We start from the raw sequence: 15,895 nt of genomic DNA on the forward strand, positions 1-15,895 counted from the left end.
ATTAACGTACTTTTGTCAAAAATTTGTTAAATGCTATCATTAGAAATAAAAGAAAAATTAATACCCACATTAAAAACCTATTTTGGATATGATAGTTTTCGTGATCAACAAGAAAAAATTGTTGAATCGGTACTTTTAAAAAAGGATAATTTAGTAATAATGCCAACAGGAGGAGGGAAGTCTATTTGTTTTCAATTACCCGCATTGTTATTAGATGGTTTAACCTTGGTTATTTCGCCATTAATTGCTTTAATGAAAGATCAGGTTGACGGTTTAAAAGCTAACGGTATTGCAGCTGATTTTTACAATAGTAGTCAGGAAAGTTTTGAACAAGAAGAAATTTTTGAGAAAATTTATAACAAACAATTAAAACTGCTATATGTTGCACCAGAGAGTTTGCAATTGCTAGAAAATATATTAAATGAAAAGTTTATTAGTTTAGTTGCTATTGATGAAGCGCATTGTATTTCATCTTGGGGACACGATTTTAGACCTTCATATCAACAACTAGGTTTTTTAAAACAATCTTTACCAAATACACCAATTATTGCATTAACTGCAACTGCAGATAAAGCAACTAGAGCAGATATTGTAGAGCAATTAAAAATACCAGCGGCAACACAATTTATTTCTTCTTTTGATAGAAAAAACATTGAGCTAGAAGTTAGAACGGCAAATGATAGAATTTCACAAATAATTAAGTTTATTAGAAAACAGCCTAATGAATCTGGAATTATTTATTGTTTAAGTAGAAAGGGAACTGAGCAAACTGCTAATAAATTAAAGCAAAATGGAATTAATGCAGCGGCGTATCACGCAGGTTTAAATTTTGCTGAACGTTCACAAACACAAGAGGATTTTATATATGATAAAACAAAAGTTGTTTGTGCTACTGTAGCTTTTGGAATGGGAATTGATAAATCTAATGTTAGGTGGGTAATTCATTATAATATGCCTAAAAATATTGAAGGCTATTATCAAGAAATAGGCAGATGTGGTAGAGATGGTTTAAAGGCAAATGCTTTGTTGTTTCATAGTTATGCAGATGTAATTCAGTTGAAGAAGTTTATAAGTGGAGCTTCAAATGAAGAAGTTCAATCAGCAAAATTAGACAGAATGAAACAGTTTTCTGAAGCTACTACTTGCCGAAGAAAAATATTGTTAAGTTATTTTGGGGAATTACTGGCAGAAGATTGTGGAAATTGTGATGTTTGTAAAAACCCACCACAGTTTTTTAATGGAACAATAATAGCTCAAAAAGCACTTTCTGTTATTACTCGTTTAAAGGAGTCTGAAGCCATGGGTACTGTTATAGATGTACTTCGTGGAGCTCACAATGCAACAATTTTAGAAAAAGGTTATGATAAATTAAAATCTCACGGAGTAGGAAGTGATATTTCTTGGAGAGATTGGCAACAATATTTAATTCAACTTACAAATCAAGGGTTTTGTGAAATAGCTTTTCATAAAAATAACGCATTACAATTAACAAGTTTTTCGAAAAAAGTATTGTTTGAAAAAGAAACTGTTAATTTAACACAGCCTATTGATGTTACTGAGCAGCCAGCTGTTCAAAAAACAGCTAAAACAGTTAAAAGTAAAAAAGCGGTGAAAGATTCATTGTTTGAAAGACTTAGAAAATTACGTCAGGAAATTGCCATTGCTGAAAATATTCCTGCATATTTAGTTTTTAGCGACGCTGCTTTAAAAGAAATGGAAAGAGCCAGACCAATGAGTGAATCTGATTTTTTAGAAATAAGTGGTGTAGGACAGCGAAAGTTAGAAGTTTATGGAGAAGATTTTATAGCCGAAATTGTGAAGTTTTCTAATGAGAAAATAAAAACGAGAAAAAAGAAAGATACGCATAAAGTAACTTATGACCTATATAAGGAGGGTTTAAATATTGATGAAATTGCCGAAAAAAGAAATTTAAAATCTACAACCATTTTTTCTCATTTAGCATTATTATATACAGAAGGAAAAGATATTGAAATTTATGATTTTGTAACTAAAGAAGAAGTTGAAAAAATAAGAAAAGCAAAAGAAGAATTGAAAAGTCCACCTGCCTTAAAACCTTATTACGAGCATTTGAATTCAGAAATAGAGTATTTTAAAATTAGATTGGGCTTAACTATTATTGATAAGGAGAATTAATAGTCCTTTTTTTAGATTAATGTTAAAATTGTTGTAAATCTAGTCTCAATTGCTATTTTGTTGTAGCATTAAAAAAAATAATTGTTATTTTTGCAATTCAGCTAAAATTATCAATAAGTAAGTATGAAAGATCGAGTGAGGACCCAAAGAAAATCAAAAATAGCATTGTTACATCAATACTATTCATATACTGGGTTTTATTCTTTTTTAGGAAGTAGTTTAAAAAAAGCATTATTACCAGCAACAATTATAGTAATTAGTTTGGTGCTTTTTAATAAATATGTTTATAGTATAAATGAAGGGTTACAACAAATAACTACGGTATTTACAGACCTTCAAATTTTAATAGTATTTTTTGCGTCAGAATCTTTATTAGGTTTAATTCCGCCAGAAATTTTTATTGCTTGGACTAAAAAAACTTCAAATCCGATTGTTAATTTAAGCATTCTGGCTTCACTTTCATATATTGGTGGTGTTGTATCTTATTTTATTGGTAAAAGTATCTTAACTATTGAAGTTGTTAAAAATTATTTTGAAACAAAATTGTCTAAACACTTAAAAAACACAAGTAAATGGGGTGGTTTTTTAATTGCTGTTGGCGCATTATTACCAATTCCATTTTCTATAACTTGTATGGCAGGTGGTATGATTAAATATCCTTTAAAAGGTGTGTTATTATTTGGATTATTGCGTTTCGCTAGGTTTGCTATTTACGGTGTTGCTATATTTCATTTAGTGAGTTAACCAAAGATTTCTTTCTTTAACGATCGGTTTAAATAGTCTTTAATAATATTATATTTTCATTTCCTGTAATTCTATAATTTCAAGCAAGTTATTAATTTGTTAGTTGTTTATATTTTTTTTAGAAAGTTTAGTGTTTAAATTTTATAGCATCAATTTTTATAATTGTAAGTGTTGTTGGTTAACAAATATTAAAATTTAAATTAAATTATAGTATTTGCTTTAAATTTTAGAAGTAAATTTGAGTTAGATTAATTTATAAAATGCCAGAATCACCAGAAAATAGATTAAAACAATCAAGGATTTATCAAAAATCTATTGATATTTTTCGTTTGACAAGACGTATTGCTGCGTATGTTACAAATGAAAAAGATATTAATTCTATGCATATTTCTAAATTAAAATCGGATAGGTATGCAGATAATTTAGTAATGGATTCTTTAGGTTTAGTGCCAAAAGTTGCTGAAGCTGAAATTCAACAAAACCCAGTATTAAAATTAAAGTATGCAATGTCATTGCAATATATAATTGATAGGTTGTATATAAATTGTGTGAAATTAGAAGATTCTAAAATTCAAGGAAAAGATTTTGTTCGTTTACTCAGAAAAGAATTAAAAAGTCTTAGAAAAATGCATAGACTTTACTTGAATTCTATGTTGTAAGCTTTTTATAAATCGCTCATTTATTGGATGGTTTAATAATATAATTATATTTGTCAAAAATATTTTTATAATGGTAGTTAAAAAATCTACATCTTATGATCTTGAAAATAGGATATTAGAATTAGAGTCTGAAATTAGTGAACTCAAAAATAATGAATCCAAAAGTCAAATTATTAAGGCAGATTATACTCATTTATTGGATATAAATAAAAACGATTTTTATAAAAATATTTTAGAGGCTACACCATATATTTATGTAGTAAAAGATATTAACTCGGTATATATTGAGGCAAACAAATCTTTTTGTGACTTTTTAGGGAAAAAAAAAGAAGAAATTATAGGTAAAACAGATTATGATTTTTTTCCTAAAAAAGAAGCTGAGGAATATATTAAAGGAGATAAAGAAGTATTGGCTGGAAGGATTCATGGAAAAGAAGAATGGGAAGTTTTAGGTGGTGAAGGTTTAAAATGGTTAAAAGTTGCTAAGACTGTAATTTATAATGAAGATGATAAGGATAGTCCAATTGGAGTGCTTTGTTCAGTAACAGATATATCATTTCAAAAAAGAACGGAAACTTCTTTAATTAAAAGTAAAAGAAAGCTCAAAGAGTTAAATGCTATGAAAAATAGCTTTTTTTCGATTATTGGTCATGATTTAAAAACACCATTAAGCAATATAATTGGTTTTAGTAAATTGTCAATTGAAAATATTGAAAATTCTAATTTAGAAAAAGTTAAGGAATTTCTTAAAATAATCCACTCTTCTGCAAATAAATCGTTTTTACTACTTAGTGATCTTCTTGAGTGGTCTAGATCTCATTCAGATAAAATTCAAATTAATGAAGAATCTATTAACTTAAATAGTGTTATAGCTAATGCAATGGATATAACTTTTAAAAGTACAATAGATAAAAAGATAAAATTCAACATAATTTGCAATGAAGAATTGACTATTAAATCAGATAAATATATTCTTTCTACAGTAATAAGAAATTTACTTTCTAATGCCTTAAAATTCTCATATATAGGAGGGGAAATAAAAATAGTTTGTTTAGAAGTAATAGAAAACAAAGTTAATAAAGGAGTTAAAATAATAGTTGAAGATGCTGGAGTTGGAATTAGTAAAGATAGTTTAAGCACATTATTTAAAATAGATAAAACAATTTCTACAAAAGGTACAAATGGAGAAGTAGGTACAGGGTTAGGACTTATTTTATGTAAAGAATTTGTTGAAAAGATAGGAGGTAATATTAAAGTTGAAAGTGAACTAGGGAAGGGAAGTAAATTTATAGTAACCTTAAATAAATAATTTCATGAACCTTTTTATAAAACAATGAGTTTATAAATTACAAACGGTACAATCTTTTTTAGCCCTTAATTCACCTTGTAAAACACCTTTTTCATTAATTACATAACCACAGCAATCCATAAAACCTTTCGCAATTAGTTTACGAGCGCGTTGTATTTGAGATTTTACGGTTGGTAAGGGTAAGTTTAACGAGTCGGCAACTTCCTGTTGTTTAAGCCCTTTTATATCCGATAAAAATAAAGGGTCTCTATATTTTTTTGGTAGGTTTTTTAAAATACCTCTTAAACAATCTTTTTCGGAGTGATCTTGTTCTTCTAATTCATAATTTATTTCCAATTCAGGTAAATCAAAAACAAGATTTTTAGATTTAAAATAATCCATAATAGAATTTCTAGCTATTGAGAAAACCCAAGGTTTAAGCTTATCTAAATCTTTTAATCTATGAATATTTGTGTGAATTTTAATAAAAGTATCCTGCAAAATATCATCAGCAATAGTAGTATCTTTTACTTTGCTGATGATAAATTGTTTTAAATCTGTTGAATATTTATTCCAAACTTGATTTGTTGTCATATTTTAACAGTTACAATTTGTACAGTTACAATTATCGCAAGTACAGTTTTCACAGTTTCCAGTTTTGCAACCATCACAGTTACAAGTGCATTCATTTTTATCTTTCATAATATTAAATTTTAAATTCACTTAGTAGACTGTGAAAAGACTAAAAAGATGCATTTAAAATAAAATATTTTACATATTCCTTCTGTATTGTCCTCCAACTTCAAATAAAGCTTCTGTAATTTGACCAATAGAGCAAACTTTACAAGCTTCCATTAATTGTTCAAAAATGTTTTCATTATTAATAGATTTTTCTTTTAATAATTGAAGTTGTTTCGCTGTTTTTGATTTATTTCCTTTGTTTAAATTTTCAACAACAGCAATTTGATATTGTTTTTCCTCTTCTGTAGCTCTAATAACTTCTTGAGGTAAAATTGTTGGTGAACCTTTACTGCTTAAAAAAGTATTTACACCAATAATTGGGAATGCACCATTGTGTTTTAAAGTTTCATAATACAAACTTTCTTCTTGTATTTTACTGCGTTGGTACATAGTTTCCATAGCGCCTAAAACTCCTCCACGATCTGTAATTCTATCAAATTCAACATAAATTGCTTCCTCAACCAAATCTGTTAGTTCTTCAATAATAAATGATCCTTGAATTGGATTTTCATTTTTGGTTAACCCTAACTCCTTATTAATAATTAGTTGAATAGCCATTGCTCTTCTTACGCTTTCTTCGGTTGGCGTTGTAATTGCTTCATCATATGCATTGGTGTGTAAACTATTACAGTTGTCGTAAATTGCATACAAAGCTTGCAGTGTTGTTCTAATATCATTAAAATCTATTTCTTGCGCATGTAAACTTCTTCCAGATGTTTGAATATGATATTTTAACATTTGAGCTCTTGGGTTTGCTCCATATTTATGTTTCATGGCTTTTGCCCAAATTTTACGAGCAACTCTTCCAATTACAGCATATTCTGCATCAATTCCGTTAGAGAAAAAGAATGATAAGTTTGGACCAAATTTATTTATGTCCATTCCTCTTGAAAGATAATACTCTACATACGTAAAACCGTTTGCTAAGGTAAATGCTAATTGTGAAATTGGATTTGCTCCAGCTTCCGCAATATGATATCCTGAAATGGAAACAGAATAGAAATTTCGAATGTTGTTTTTAATAAAATATTCTTGAACATCACCCATTAACCTCAATGCAAATTCAGTAGAAAAAATACACGTGTTTTGAGCCTGATCTTCCTTTAAAATATCAGCTTGTACAGTTCCTCTTACTTTTGAAATAGTTTCGTTTTTTATTTTATTATAAATTTCTGAAGGTAAAACTTCATCTCCAGTAATACCTAATAAAAGCAGTCCTAAACCGTTATTTCCTTCTGGTAAATCTCCTTGGTATTTAGGTCTTTCAACTCCTTTTTTACTGTAAATAGCAGCTATTTTTTCTTCAATTTCTTTTTCTAAATTATTTTCAATAATGTATTTTTCACATACCTGGTCAATGGCAGCATTCATAAAATAACCTAGCATCATTGGTGCTGGACCGTTAATTGTCATTGAAACAGAAGTCGTAGGATTTGTTAATTCAAAACCAGAATATAATTTTTTTGCATCATCTAAACAGCAAATTGAAACACCTGCATTTCCTATTTTACCATAAATATCTGGACGTATATTTGGGTCGTTTCCATATAATGTTACAGAGTCAAAAGCTGTTGATAATCGTTTAGCAGGTAAGCCTAAACTTACATAATGAAATCTTCTGTTGGTACGTTCTGGACCACCTTCACCGGCAAACATTCTTGTTGGATCTTCACCTGTTCTTTTAAAAGGAAAAAGACCAGAAGTATATGGAAATTCTCCAGGAACATTTTCTTCTAAATTCCATAATAACAAATCTCCCCAGGCTTCATATTTTGGTAAAGCTATTTTTGGAATTTGAGTGTGAGAAAGTGATTCGCTATGTGTTTTAATATTTATAACTTTATCTCGTACTTTATATGAATACAATTCATTTTTATACGATTGTTTTTTAGCTTCCCAGTTTAAAATAATATTCCAATTATGAGGATTTAAATTTAGTTTAACCTTTTCAAATTGTGCTAAAAGTAATTTTATAAACGGAATTTCGTCATTCTGAACTTGTTTCAGAATCTCATCATTATCTAATCCAGATGTTATAATAAGAGATTGCTTTGTTTCATTCGCAAAGACAGAAAGAATTGTTTTATAAATACCATATAATTTTTGAGCAATTTCTTTTTGTGCTATACTTGCTTTGCTATAAGCTCTATTGTTTTCAGTAATTTCTGATAAGTAACGGGTTCTGTTAGGAGGAATAATAAATTGTTTTTTACTTAATTTATCATCTAATATAAAAGAACTTTTAAAATTGCTTGCTGTTTTTTCGTTCAGTTTTTTAATAAGAACAGTGTATATTTCATTGGTTCCTGGATCGTTAAATTGCGAAGCAATAGTTCCATAAACGGGCATAGTTTCAACATCATTTTCCCATAAATTATGATTGCGTTGGTATTGCTTTTTAACATCGCGCAAGGCATCTAAAGCACCACGTTTGTCAAATTTATTTAAAGCAATAACATCGGCAAAATCAATCATGTCAATTTTTTCTAATTGCGTTGCAGCACCATATTCTGGGGTCATTACATATAAAGAAACATCAGAATGATCTAATATTTCTGTATCACTTTGCCCAATTCCAGAGGTCTCTAAAATAACCAAATCAAAACCAGCAACTTTTAAAATATCAACGGCATCATTTACATGTTTTGATAGCGCTAAATTTGCTTGTCTGGTAGCCAAAGAACGCATATAAACACGTTCGTTTTTAATAGAATTCATTCTAATTCTATCACCTAATAGTGCTCCTCCAGTTTTTCTTTTTGAAGGATCAACAGAAACAATTGCTATTGTTTTTTTAGGGAAATCAATTAAAAAACGTCTAACAATCTCATCAACTGTAGATGATTTCCCTGAACCACCAGTTCCTGTAATTCCTAAAACAGGAATTTTAGATTGTTTTGATCGTTTTCTAATTTCAGAAATAAAATTAATATGTTTTTCTGAAAAATTTTCAGCTCCCGAGATTGTTTTTGCTATTTGATGGGAGTTTTTATTTGCTAACTCTTCAATATTAAAATCAATAAACTCACCGGTTGCAAAATCACTTTTTTCAACCATATCATTAATCATACCTTGCAAGCCCATTTCTCTGCCATCATCTGGAGAATAAATACGAGTAATTCCGTAATCCATTAATTCTTTAATTTCTTCAGGAAGAATTACACCGCCTCCTCCTCCAAAAACTTTAATGTTTGAAGCTTCTTTTTCCTTAAGTAAATCATACATATATTTAAAATACTCGTTATGACCTCCTTGGTAGGATGTTAGTGCAATTGCATTTGCTCCTTCTTCAATAGCGCAGTTTACAACTTCTTCAACACTTCTGTCGTGACCCAGATGGATTACTTCAACTCCTGTTGCCTGAATAATACGTCTCATTACGTTAATTGATGCATCATGCCCATCAAAAAGTGAGGCTGCAGTAACAATTCGTATTTTATTTTTGGGTTTATATGGTTTAATTTTGTTCATTCTGTAATTTTAGCTAGTATTGGTAATGCAATTTATGAATATTTTAAAAATATTTCATATTTAATAATAAATAGATAAAGATTTAAATTATAATAAATTCACATTCATTTTTTGAGTATTTTTGATGCCTAATTTTATAGGGAAATGAAAAGAATAACCATTCTAATAAATTGTAACGATAGAAAAGGTATCATAGGTTCTGTAACCAATTTTATTCATCAACAAAATGGTAATATTGTATATATAGATCAGTATGTTGCTAGGGAAGAGAACATGTTTTTTATGCGTTTAGAATGTGAGTTCTCTAAAGAAGTATTTTCTTTAAAGGTATTCAAAAATATTTTTGCTGAAGTAATTGGTAAGAAATTTGAAATGAATTGGCAGTTACACGATTCAGACTTAAAACCTAAAATGGCTATTTTTGTATCTAAATATGAACATTGTTTGTATGATATTTTAAGTAGATACAATTCAAATGAACTAGACGTTGAGATTCCATTAATAATAAGTAATCACCCAGATCTAGAGTATATTGCAAAATCTTTTGATATCCCGTTTCACTGTATTAAAGTAACAAAGGACACTAAGCAAGAAGCGGAAGCAGCTCAATTAAAATTGTTAAAGGAAAACAATATAAATTTTATTGTTCTAGCTCGTTATATGCAAATTATTTCAGCTAATTTAATTGCTGAATATCCAGATCAAATAATTAATATTCATCATTCATTTTTACCAGCTTTCCCCGGGGCAAAACCTTATCATTCAGCATATAAAAGGGGTGTGAAAATTATTGGAGCAACAAGTCATTATGTTACAGAAGATTTAGATGAAGGACCAATTATTGAGCAGGATATTACTCGTGTTTCTCATTCAAATACAATAAATGATTTTATTTTAAAAGGTAGAGATTTAGAGAAAATAGTTTTGTCTAGAGCTTTAAAACTGCATACAAAACGCAAAGTTATGGTGTATAATAATAAAACCGTTGTATTTAACTAGAGTTAAATATTAAGGTAGGTTAAGTTTTTTATTATTTAAAATAGTTGATAAAATTAAAGTTTTTTCTATTTAAAAGGTAATTTAAATTTTCCTCATTTTTGTAAGCTTCCTTCTCAAAACTTATATTTTTATAAGCTTTATTATGATTTTTATATTGAATTAAGAGAATTAAATATTCACTACCATACCATATAAAGAAGAAAATCCACAATAATTCTTTTTGTTGTTGTAAATGAATATTTTCATGATTTAATAAAAACTGATTATTTATGAGTTTCTTATTTTTCAGGAAGATGAAAGGATAAATTGTAAGGCCTATATAATTTTTTGGTACAATGTATTTGGATATTATTATCATAACATTATTATGTAAATCAAATTTTATTCCATTTTAATCAAATATTCAAAAGTTATAAGTTTTGAATGGATTAATTATCAGTTTTTTGGTATGGTTATTGATGTTTATTTGATGAATCTTGAATTGAATTATTTTGAGATTAAGGGTTGATTAATTTAAAAATATATAGAAATGAAAGCGATAAAAATATTACCGTTAATATTACTTTTTTTAGTAGCTTCTTCTTGTGGTACAGTAAATGTTACTTCTGATTATGATACTAAAACTGATTTTTCAAAATATAAAACATTTGCTTTTTATAAAAAAGGAATTGACAAGGCTGAAATTTCGGACCTAGATAAAAGAAGAATATTGAAAGCTATTGAAAATGAAATGTTAGCAAAAGGATTTACAAAGTCTGATAATCCAGATTTATTAGTTAATATTTTTACGAAAGCAAGACAAAAAGTAGATATATATAATAACAATCAGTTTTATATGGGATGGCATCCTTGGTACTATGGGCCAAATTTTGGAATGCAGATTTCTAAATATACTGAAGGTACTTTGTTTATTGATTTGATTGATGCCGAAAAGAAAGAGTTAGCTTGGCAAGGAATTGGAAGTGGTTTTTTAAATACATCACGTAATGTTGCTAAAAAAGAAGAAAGAATTAAGGAGTTTGTTTTTGAAATTATTTCGGAATATCCTCCAGAAAAAAAATAATAAGTTAGATAATTAAAAAAGCGTTCTTATAATTAAGAACGCTTTTTTTTATGCTATTTTTGCGCTATGGAATTTACACAACCAATTTCTCCAACAGAAGGAGATTTTTATGTAAACGAACAAGGTTTTCGAGTTTTTACAGAACAATATCATTTAAAAAGGGGATATTGCTGCAAAAACGGATGTAAACATTGTCCGTTTGAATACGATAAAAAAACAGATTCATTTAAAAAATAAAAAAAATAATGATAAAAAGAATAATTTTAATAGTTGCAATTTTTCAATTTACAGCTTGTTCAGAATTACAACAAGTAATAAATCAATTACCTACCACTGGAGGTGTAATTACAAATGATCAAATAGGAAGTGGGCTTAAAGAAGCATTGAATGTTGGAATTACCAAACAAGTTTCTAAATTAGCAATTAAAGATGGTTTTTATAAAAATAATTTAACTAAGATTTTATTGCCAGCAGAATTACAAAAGGTAGATAATACTTTACGAAAAATAGGGTTATCTAAATTAGCAGATGAAGGATTGAAAGTTTTAAATAGAGCAGCTGAAGATGCTGTTGGTGAAGCTATTCCAATTTTTGTAGATGCCATAAAAGGAATGTCATTTAATGATGCAAAGGATATACTATTAGGTGATAAAAATGCAGCAACAAATTATTTAAAAACATCAACAACACAAGCTTTAACAGCTAAATTTAGACCTATTATTCAAAACTCTTTCCAAAAAGTTGGAGCAGATGAAATTTGGAGTAATTTAATTACAAAATATAATACATTACCTTTAACAAACAATGTAAATTCAGACTTAACAGAATATGTTACAAGTGAAGCGTTAAAAGGGGTTTTTACAATGGTTGAAGTTGAAGAACTTAAGATTAGAACTAAAGTAAGTGAAAGAAGTTCTGATTTATTAAAGAAAGTTTTTGCCTTGCAAGACAAATAAAATAGTTTAAATACAATAAAAAAGCCTTTCAGTTTAAATTTAAATTGAAAGGCTTTTTTTATTTATTATTCTTGAATCTGAATAAGAAAGTGATTTTTATTTAAAAATGACTTTCTAGTTTTTTATGTAACTCTTTAAAATAATCAAAGGCTAAAAGCATTCTTGCACCTGGCCAACTGAACATTTCACCATCTGCAAAAACAGTTATAGAACGGTTTGTAAAAGAGCCAATTTCCATAGCATGCTTGTCTTCAAATTTATAAGGTTCAGAAGAGAAAATAAGTACTTCAGGATCACCATCATGTCTAATATTGTTGATTACAATTTTTGGGTAGCGACTCATGTGATCATAAATGTTTTCAAATTTATTTAGTTTTAACATCTCATTAATATAAGTATCGTTTCCTGCAACCATCCAAGGTTCAGCCCATATAAAATAAGCAACCCTTCTTGAGGGTTTGTCCATTATAAATTGTTTAAAATCAGCTAATTTATATTCTATTTTATGAGCAAGGTTATCGCTTTCAGTTCTTCTGTTTAAAAAAGAGCCTAAGTGTAATATTAAATCTATTGAATCATTTATAGTATTTACATCAGAAAAATAAGTAGGTGCAATTTTTTCTAATTCAGGAAGCATTTCATAAGAATTTTCTTCCTTATTACATAAAATAAAATCGGGTTTTAATTCCTTTATTTTTTCATAATCTACTTTCTTTGTTCCTCCAACTATTGGTTTTGTAGATTTTAAATGAAACGGGTGAACACAAAAATTAGTGATTCCTACTATTTCATTTTCTAATGCTAAATCACATAATAATTCTGTTTGTGAGGGAACTAGTGAAACTATTCTTTTAGGAATTGATTTTAATACAATTTCTCGTCCTATTTGATCTTTAATTGTTTTCATTTAAAATATGTGCCATTTCTTGTTGTAACTTCAGTGCTTCTTCTTGTGCTTTTTTTGCAAAATTTTCATCTTTTCCTGCATAAATAATTCCTCTTGAAGAATTAATTAACAAACCACAATCTTTATTTAACCCATATTTACAAACATCTTGAAAATTACCACCTTGAGCACCAATACCGGGAACTAATAAAAAGTGATTTGGAACTATTTTTCTGATGTCTTTAAAATATTCAGCTTTAGTGGCTCCAACTACAAACATTAAATTTTCAGAATTTTTCCAAGTAAGAGCTGTTTCTAAAACCTCTTTATATATTTCTTGTTTTTCGGTTTTTAAACCTTGAAAATCCAAGCCTCCTTTATTAGATGTTAATGCTAATAAAATAGTAGTTTTGTTCTTAAAAGCTAAAAATGGTTCAACTGAATCACTTCCCATATAAGGGGCAACCGTTACGGAATCAAAATTTAAATCTTCAAAAAATGCTTTTGCATACATGGTTGAAGTATTTCCAATATCTCCACGTTTTGCATCGGCTATTGTAAAAACTTCAGGATAATTTGAGTTTATATAATTGATGGTTTTTTCTAAAGATTGCCAACCTTTAATACCATAAGCTTCATAAAAAGCAGTATTTGGTTTGTAAGCAACGGCTAAGTGATGTGTTGCATCAATTATTTGTTTGTTGAATTCAAAAATTGGATCTTCTTCAGAAAGTAAATACGTTGGGATTTTGGTTAAATCAACATCTAAACCAATGCATAAAAACGATTTTTTTTTCTGAATTTGAGCTATAAGTTCTTGTTTGTTCATAGTTTTGAATAAAGAATTACGCAAAAGTAGTAATTTTAATAGTTTAAGCTATATTTGTTCAATAAATAATCTGTATTGTTTAACTATATAATAAATAAAATATTTTACGGGATTTTAACACTTTTTGGGGTTGTTACGGTCATATTCTTTTTGTTTAATATTTTGCCTGGTGATCCTGCTCGTATGATGCTTGATCAGCGAGAAGATACTGAACAACTTCAAAATATTAGAAAGAAATATGGTTTTGATCAGCCAATTTCTACACAATATTTATATTATTTAAATGATTTGTCTCCAATTTCTATTCATAGTACAAATCCTGAAAATTATACTTACTTAGATAATCAGAAATATTCTTTTTCGAAAGTGTTTTCTTCTAGTGAAAAAACTATAGTTGTAAAATATCCTTATTTGCGTAAATCATTTCAAATGAACGATAAAAATGTTTCAGAAGTAGTTAGAGAAACATTACCAAATACTGCAATTTTGGCTGTTTCGGCTATTACAATTGCCATTATTATTGGGATCTTTTTTGGAATACTATCTGCGTTATACAAAGATTCTTTTTTCGATAGAATTATTTCAATTATTAGTACATTAGGTATGAGTGTTCCATCGTTTTTTTCTGCTATTTTATTTGCTTGGTTGTTTGGTTTTGTATTGCATAAATACACAAATTTGAATATGACAGGAAGTTTGTATGAGGTAGATGATTTTGGTGATAAAGTATACATTGAATGGAGAAACTTGTTGTTACCTTCAATAGTATTAGGAATTCGCCCGTTGGCTGTTGTAATTCAATTAATGAGAAATTCATTGCTAGAAGTATTAAATCAAGATTATATAAGAACTGCAAAAGCGAAAGGACTTTCAACCTTTAAAATAATAAAAACTCACGCATTAAAGAACTCTTTAAATCCGGTTGTAACTGCAATAAGTGGTTGGTTTGCTTCATTATTGGCAGGAGCTGTTTTTGTAGAGTATATTTTTAATTGGAATGGACTGGGAAAAGAAATTGTAAACGCCTTAAATACATTGGATTTACCTATAATTATGGGAAGCGTTTTAGTGATAGCATCAATGTTTATTGTAATTAATATTTTGGTGGATATTATCTATGGATTATTAGATCCTAAAATAAGAATTAAATAGCCTTTTTACTTCAAAAATTAATCGAAAACGATTGCGCAATCCAGACTTGTTTTAAGCTAGTTTTTAGGCTTTTAATTGTAAATTTGTAGGGTTAATTTAGAACAATAATATCAAAAATATAATATCATGAGAAAACAAATTGTTGCAGGTAACTGGAAAATGAACAAAAACGTTCAAGAATCGGTACAATTAGCTGGTGAAATAGTTAATAATGTTAAAGATTTAGCTTTAGATAACACAAGAGTAATTATTACTCCAACTTTTGTAAATATTAGCGAAGTTGTTAAAGTTGCAAAAGGTTCTAATGTTGAAGTTGCTGCACAAAATATGCACCAAGCAAAAAGTGGTGCTTATACAGGAGAAATTTCTGCTGAAATGTTAACTTCATTAGGTTTAAAAAGTGTTATTTTAGGTCACTCAGAAAGACGTGAATACTTTGGTGAAACTGATGCTATTTTAGCTGAAAAAGTTGATGCTGCATTAGCAAATGGATTAGAGATAATTTTCTGTTTTGGTGAAGTTTTAGAAGATAGAAAATCTGGTAACCACTTTAATGTTGTTGAAAGTCAAATTAAAAATGGTTTATTCCATTTACCAGCAGATGCTTGGAAAAACATAGTTTTAGCTTATGAGCCAGTTTGGGCTATTGGTACAGGTGAAACTGCATCTCCAGAACAAGCGCAAGAAATGCACGCTTTTATTAGAAAAATTGTTGCTGCTAAATACAATGCAGAAGTAGCTGAAAACGTATCAATATTATACGGAGGAAGTGTAAACCCTAAAAACGCTAAAGAAATATTTTCTAAAGAAGATGTTGATGGTGGTTTAATTGGTGGAGCTGCATTAAATGCTGATAACTTTATTGCTTTAGTAAAATCTTTCTAAAGAAATTAGAACAATAAAATTTAAATACGGTTTTCTTTTATGTTAAAAGGAAACCGTATTTTTGTATG

The 15,895-nt window shown here is 28.4% G+C and carries 15 protein-coding genes; 10 read left to right on the forward strand and 5 right to left on the reverse strand.

Annotation, left to right across the window (positions count from 1 at the left end):
• Positions 1 to 30 precede the first annotated feature (30 nt).
• From recQ to DAD81_RS02855, 4 genes are all read left to right on the forward strand, one after another.
• Positions 31 to 2,154 (forward strand): DNA helicase RecQ, encoded by a 2,124-nt coding sequence (gene recQ, locus DAD81_RS02840; protein ID WP_111706707.1) that lies wholly within the window; start codon positions 31 to 33, stop codon positions 2,152 to 2,154.
• A gap of 123 nt (positions 2,155 to 2,277) precedes the next feature.
• Positions 2,278 to 2,898 carry a YqaA family protein gene (locus DAD81_RS02845; protein WP_111706708.1) on the forward strand — a complete coding sequence of 207 codons (621 nt, stop codon included), beginning with the start codon at positions 2,278 to 2,280 and terminating at the stop codon, positions 2,896 to 2,898.
• 260 nt (positions 2,899 to 3,158) lie between these two features.
• Positions 3,159 to 3,557, forward strand: coding sequence for a hypothetical protein (locus DAD81_RS02850; protein ID WP_111706709.1), 399 nt, complete (start codon positions 3,159 to 3,161; stop codon positions 3,555 to 3,557).
• A 70-nt stretch (positions 3,558 to 3,627) separates the two neighbouring features.
• Complete coding sequence (locus DAD81_RS02855; RefSeq protein WP_111706710.1) at positions 3,628 to 4,866, forward strand: PAS domain-containing sensor histidine kinase; 1,239 nt, start codon at positions 3,628 to 3,630, stop codon at positions 4,864 to 4,866.
• Between the two features lie 30 nt (positions 4,867 to 4,896).
• On the opposite strand, the gene DAD81_RS02860 is transcribed toward DAD81_RS02855, so the two are convergent.
• Positions 4,897 to 5,439 (reverse strand): sigma-70 family RNA polymerase sigma factor, encoded by a 543-nt coding sequence (locus tag DAD81_RS02860; protein ID WP_111706711.1) that lies wholly within the window; start codon positions 5,437 to 5,439, stop codon positions 4,897 to 4,899.
• Positions 5,440 to 5,616: 177 nt separating this feature from the next.
• Positions 5,617 to 9,057, reverse strand: coding sequence for a methylmalonyl-CoA mutase family protein (locus DAD81_RS02865; protein WP_111706712.1), 3,441 nt, complete (start codon positions 9,055 to 9,057; stop codon positions 5,617 to 5,619).
• Between the two features lie 144 nt (positions 9,058 to 9,201).
• Between DAD81_RS02865 and purU the strand changes: the two genes are divergently transcribed.
• Positions 9,202 to 10,056: a formyltetrahydrofolate deformylase gene (gene purU / locus DAD81_RS02870; protein ID WP_111706713.1), complete on the forward strand. Its 855-nt coding sequence runs from the start codon at positions 9,202 to 9,204 to the stop codon at positions 10,054 to 10,056.
• Between the two features lie 31 nt (positions 10,057 to 10,087).
• On the opposite strand, the gene DAD81_RS20970 is transcribed toward purU, so the two are convergent.
• On the reverse strand, positions 10,088 to 10,414 hold the full coding sequence (locus DAD81_RS20970; RefSeq protein ID WP_111706714.1) for a hypothetical protein: 327 nt from the start codon (positions 10,412 to 10,414) through the stop codon (positions 10,088 to 10,090).
• A 171-nt stretch (positions 10,415 to 10,585) separates the two neighbouring features.
• On the opposite strand from DAD81_RS20970, the gene DAD81_RS02880 reads away from it, so the two are divergent.
• From DAD81_RS02880 to DAD81_RS02885, 3 genes are all read left to right on the forward strand, one after another.
• Complete coding sequence (locus DAD81_RS02880; RefSeq protein WP_111706715.1) at positions 10,586 to 11,119, forward strand: DUF4136 domain-containing protein; 534 nt, start codon at positions 10,586 to 10,588, stop codon at positions 11,117 to 11,119.
• Positions 11,120 to 11,185: 66 nt separating this feature from the next.
• A complete protein-coding gene (locus DAD81_RS20670; RefSeq protein WP_157961063.1) occupies positions 11,186 to 11,356 on the forward strand; it encodes a DUF5522 domain-containing protein in 171 nt (56 codons plus the stop codon).
• Positions 11,357 to 11,364: 8 nt separating this feature from the next.
• A complete protein-coding gene (locus tag DAD81_RS02885) occupies positions 11,365 to 12,075 on the forward strand; it encodes a DUF4197 domain-containing protein (protein ID WP_111706716.1) in 711 nt (236 codons plus the stop codon).
• A gap of 100 nt (positions 12,076 to 12,175) precedes the next feature.
• Here the strand turns inward: DAD81_RS02885 and DAD81_RS02890 are convergent, their stop codons facing one another.
• On the reverse strand, positions 12,176 to 12,982 hold the full coding sequence (locus DAD81_RS02890; RefSeq protein ID WP_111706717.1) for an ABC transporter substrate-binding protein: 807 nt from the start codon (positions 12,980 to 12,982) through the stop codon (positions 12,176 to 12,178).
• The gene (gene pyrF, locus DAD81_RS02895) at positions 12,969 to 13,790 is read right to left on the reverse strand and encodes an orotidine-5'-phosphate decarboxylase (RefSeq protein WP_111706718.1); all 822 of its coding nucleotides are present in this window, start codon (positions 13,788 to 13,790) and stop codon (positions 12,969 to 12,971) included. The genes DAD81_RS02890 and pyrF overlap by 14 nt, the downstream gene beginning before the upstream one ends.
• A 75-nt stretch (positions 13,791 to 13,865) precedes the next feature.
• Between pyrF and DAD81_RS02900 the strand changes: the two genes are divergently transcribed.
• Both DAD81_RS02900 and tpiA read left to right on the forward strand, forming a co-directional pair.
• On the forward strand, positions 13,866 to 14,942 hold the full coding sequence (locus DAD81_RS02900) for an ABC transporter permease (RefSeq protein ID WP_111706719.1): 1,077 nt from the start codon (positions 13,866 to 13,868) through the stop codon (positions 14,940 to 14,942).
• Positions 14,943 to 15,068: 126 nt separating this feature from the next.
• Positions 15,069 to 15,827 (forward strand): triose-phosphate isomerase, encoded by a 759-nt coding sequence (tpiA, locus tag DAD81_RS02905; protein WP_111706720.1) that lies wholly within the window; start codon positions 15,069 to 15,071, stop codon positions 15,825 to 15,827.
• The last annotated feature ends 68 nt before the right edge of the window (positions 15,828 to 15,895 follow it).

Origin of the sequence: Lutibacter citreus (assembly GCF_003260195.1) — a bacterium.
Classification (GTDB): Bacteria; Bacteroidota; Bacteroidia; order Flavobacteriales; family Flavobacteriaceae; genus Lutibacter; species Lutibacter citreus.

Bases quoted from the DNA above. Each gene is read 5' to 3' on its own strand.
- DAD81_RS02890 (WP_111706717.1), bottom strand. From the start codon at position 12,982: ATGAAAACAATTAAAGATCAAATAGGACGAGAAATTGTATTAAAATCA.
- DAD81_RS02845 (WP_111706708.1), top strand. From the start codon at position 2,278: ATGAAAGATCGAGTGAGGACCCAAAGAAAATCAAAAATAGCATTGTTA.
- DAD81_RS02880 (WP_111706715.1), top strand. From the start codon at position 10,586: ATGAAAGCGATAAAAATATTACCGTTAATATTACTTTTTTTAGTAGCT.
- pyrF (WP_111706718.1), bottom strand. From the start codon at position 13,790: ATGAACAAACAAGAACTTATAGCTCAAATTCAGAAAAAAAAATCGTTT.
- DAD81_RS02865 (WP_111706712.1), bottom strand. From the start codon at position 9,057: ATGAACAAAATTAAACCATATAAACCCAAAAATAAAATACGAATTGTT.
- DAD81_RS02885 (WP_111706716.1), top strand. From the start codon at position 11,365: ATGATAAAAAGAATAATTTTAATAGTTGCAATTTTTCAATTTACAGCT.
- DAD81_RS20970 (WP_111706714.1), bottom strand. From the start codon at position 10,414: ATGATAATAATATCCAAATACATTGTACCAAAAAATTATATAGGCCTT.
- DAD81_RS02850 (WP_111706709.1), top strand. From the start codon at position 3,159: ATGCCAGAATCACCAGAAAATAGATTAAAACAATCAAGGATTTATCAA.
- DAD81_RS02860 (WP_111706711.1), bottom strand. From the start codon at position 5,439: ATGACAACAAATCAAGTTTGGAATAAATATTCAACAGATTTAAAACAA.
- DAD81_RS20670 (WP_157961063.1), top strand. From the start codon at position 11,186: ATGGAATTTACACAACCAATTTCTCCAACAGAAGGAGATTTTTATGTA.
- purU (WP_111706713.1), top strand. From the start codon at position 9,202: ATGAAAAGAATAACCATTCTAATAAATTGTAACGATAGAAAAGGTATC.
- tpiA (WP_111706720.1), top strand. From the start codon at position 15,069: ATGAGAAAACAAATTGTTGCAGGTAACTGGAAAATGAACAAAAACGTT.
- recQ (WP_111706707.1), top strand. From the start codon at position 31: ATGCTATCATTAGAAATAAAAGAAAAATTAATACCCACATTAAAAACC.
- DAD81_RS02855 (WP_111706710.1), top strand. From the start codon at position 3,628: ATGGTAGTTAAAAAATCTACATCTTATGATCTTGAAAATAGGATATTA.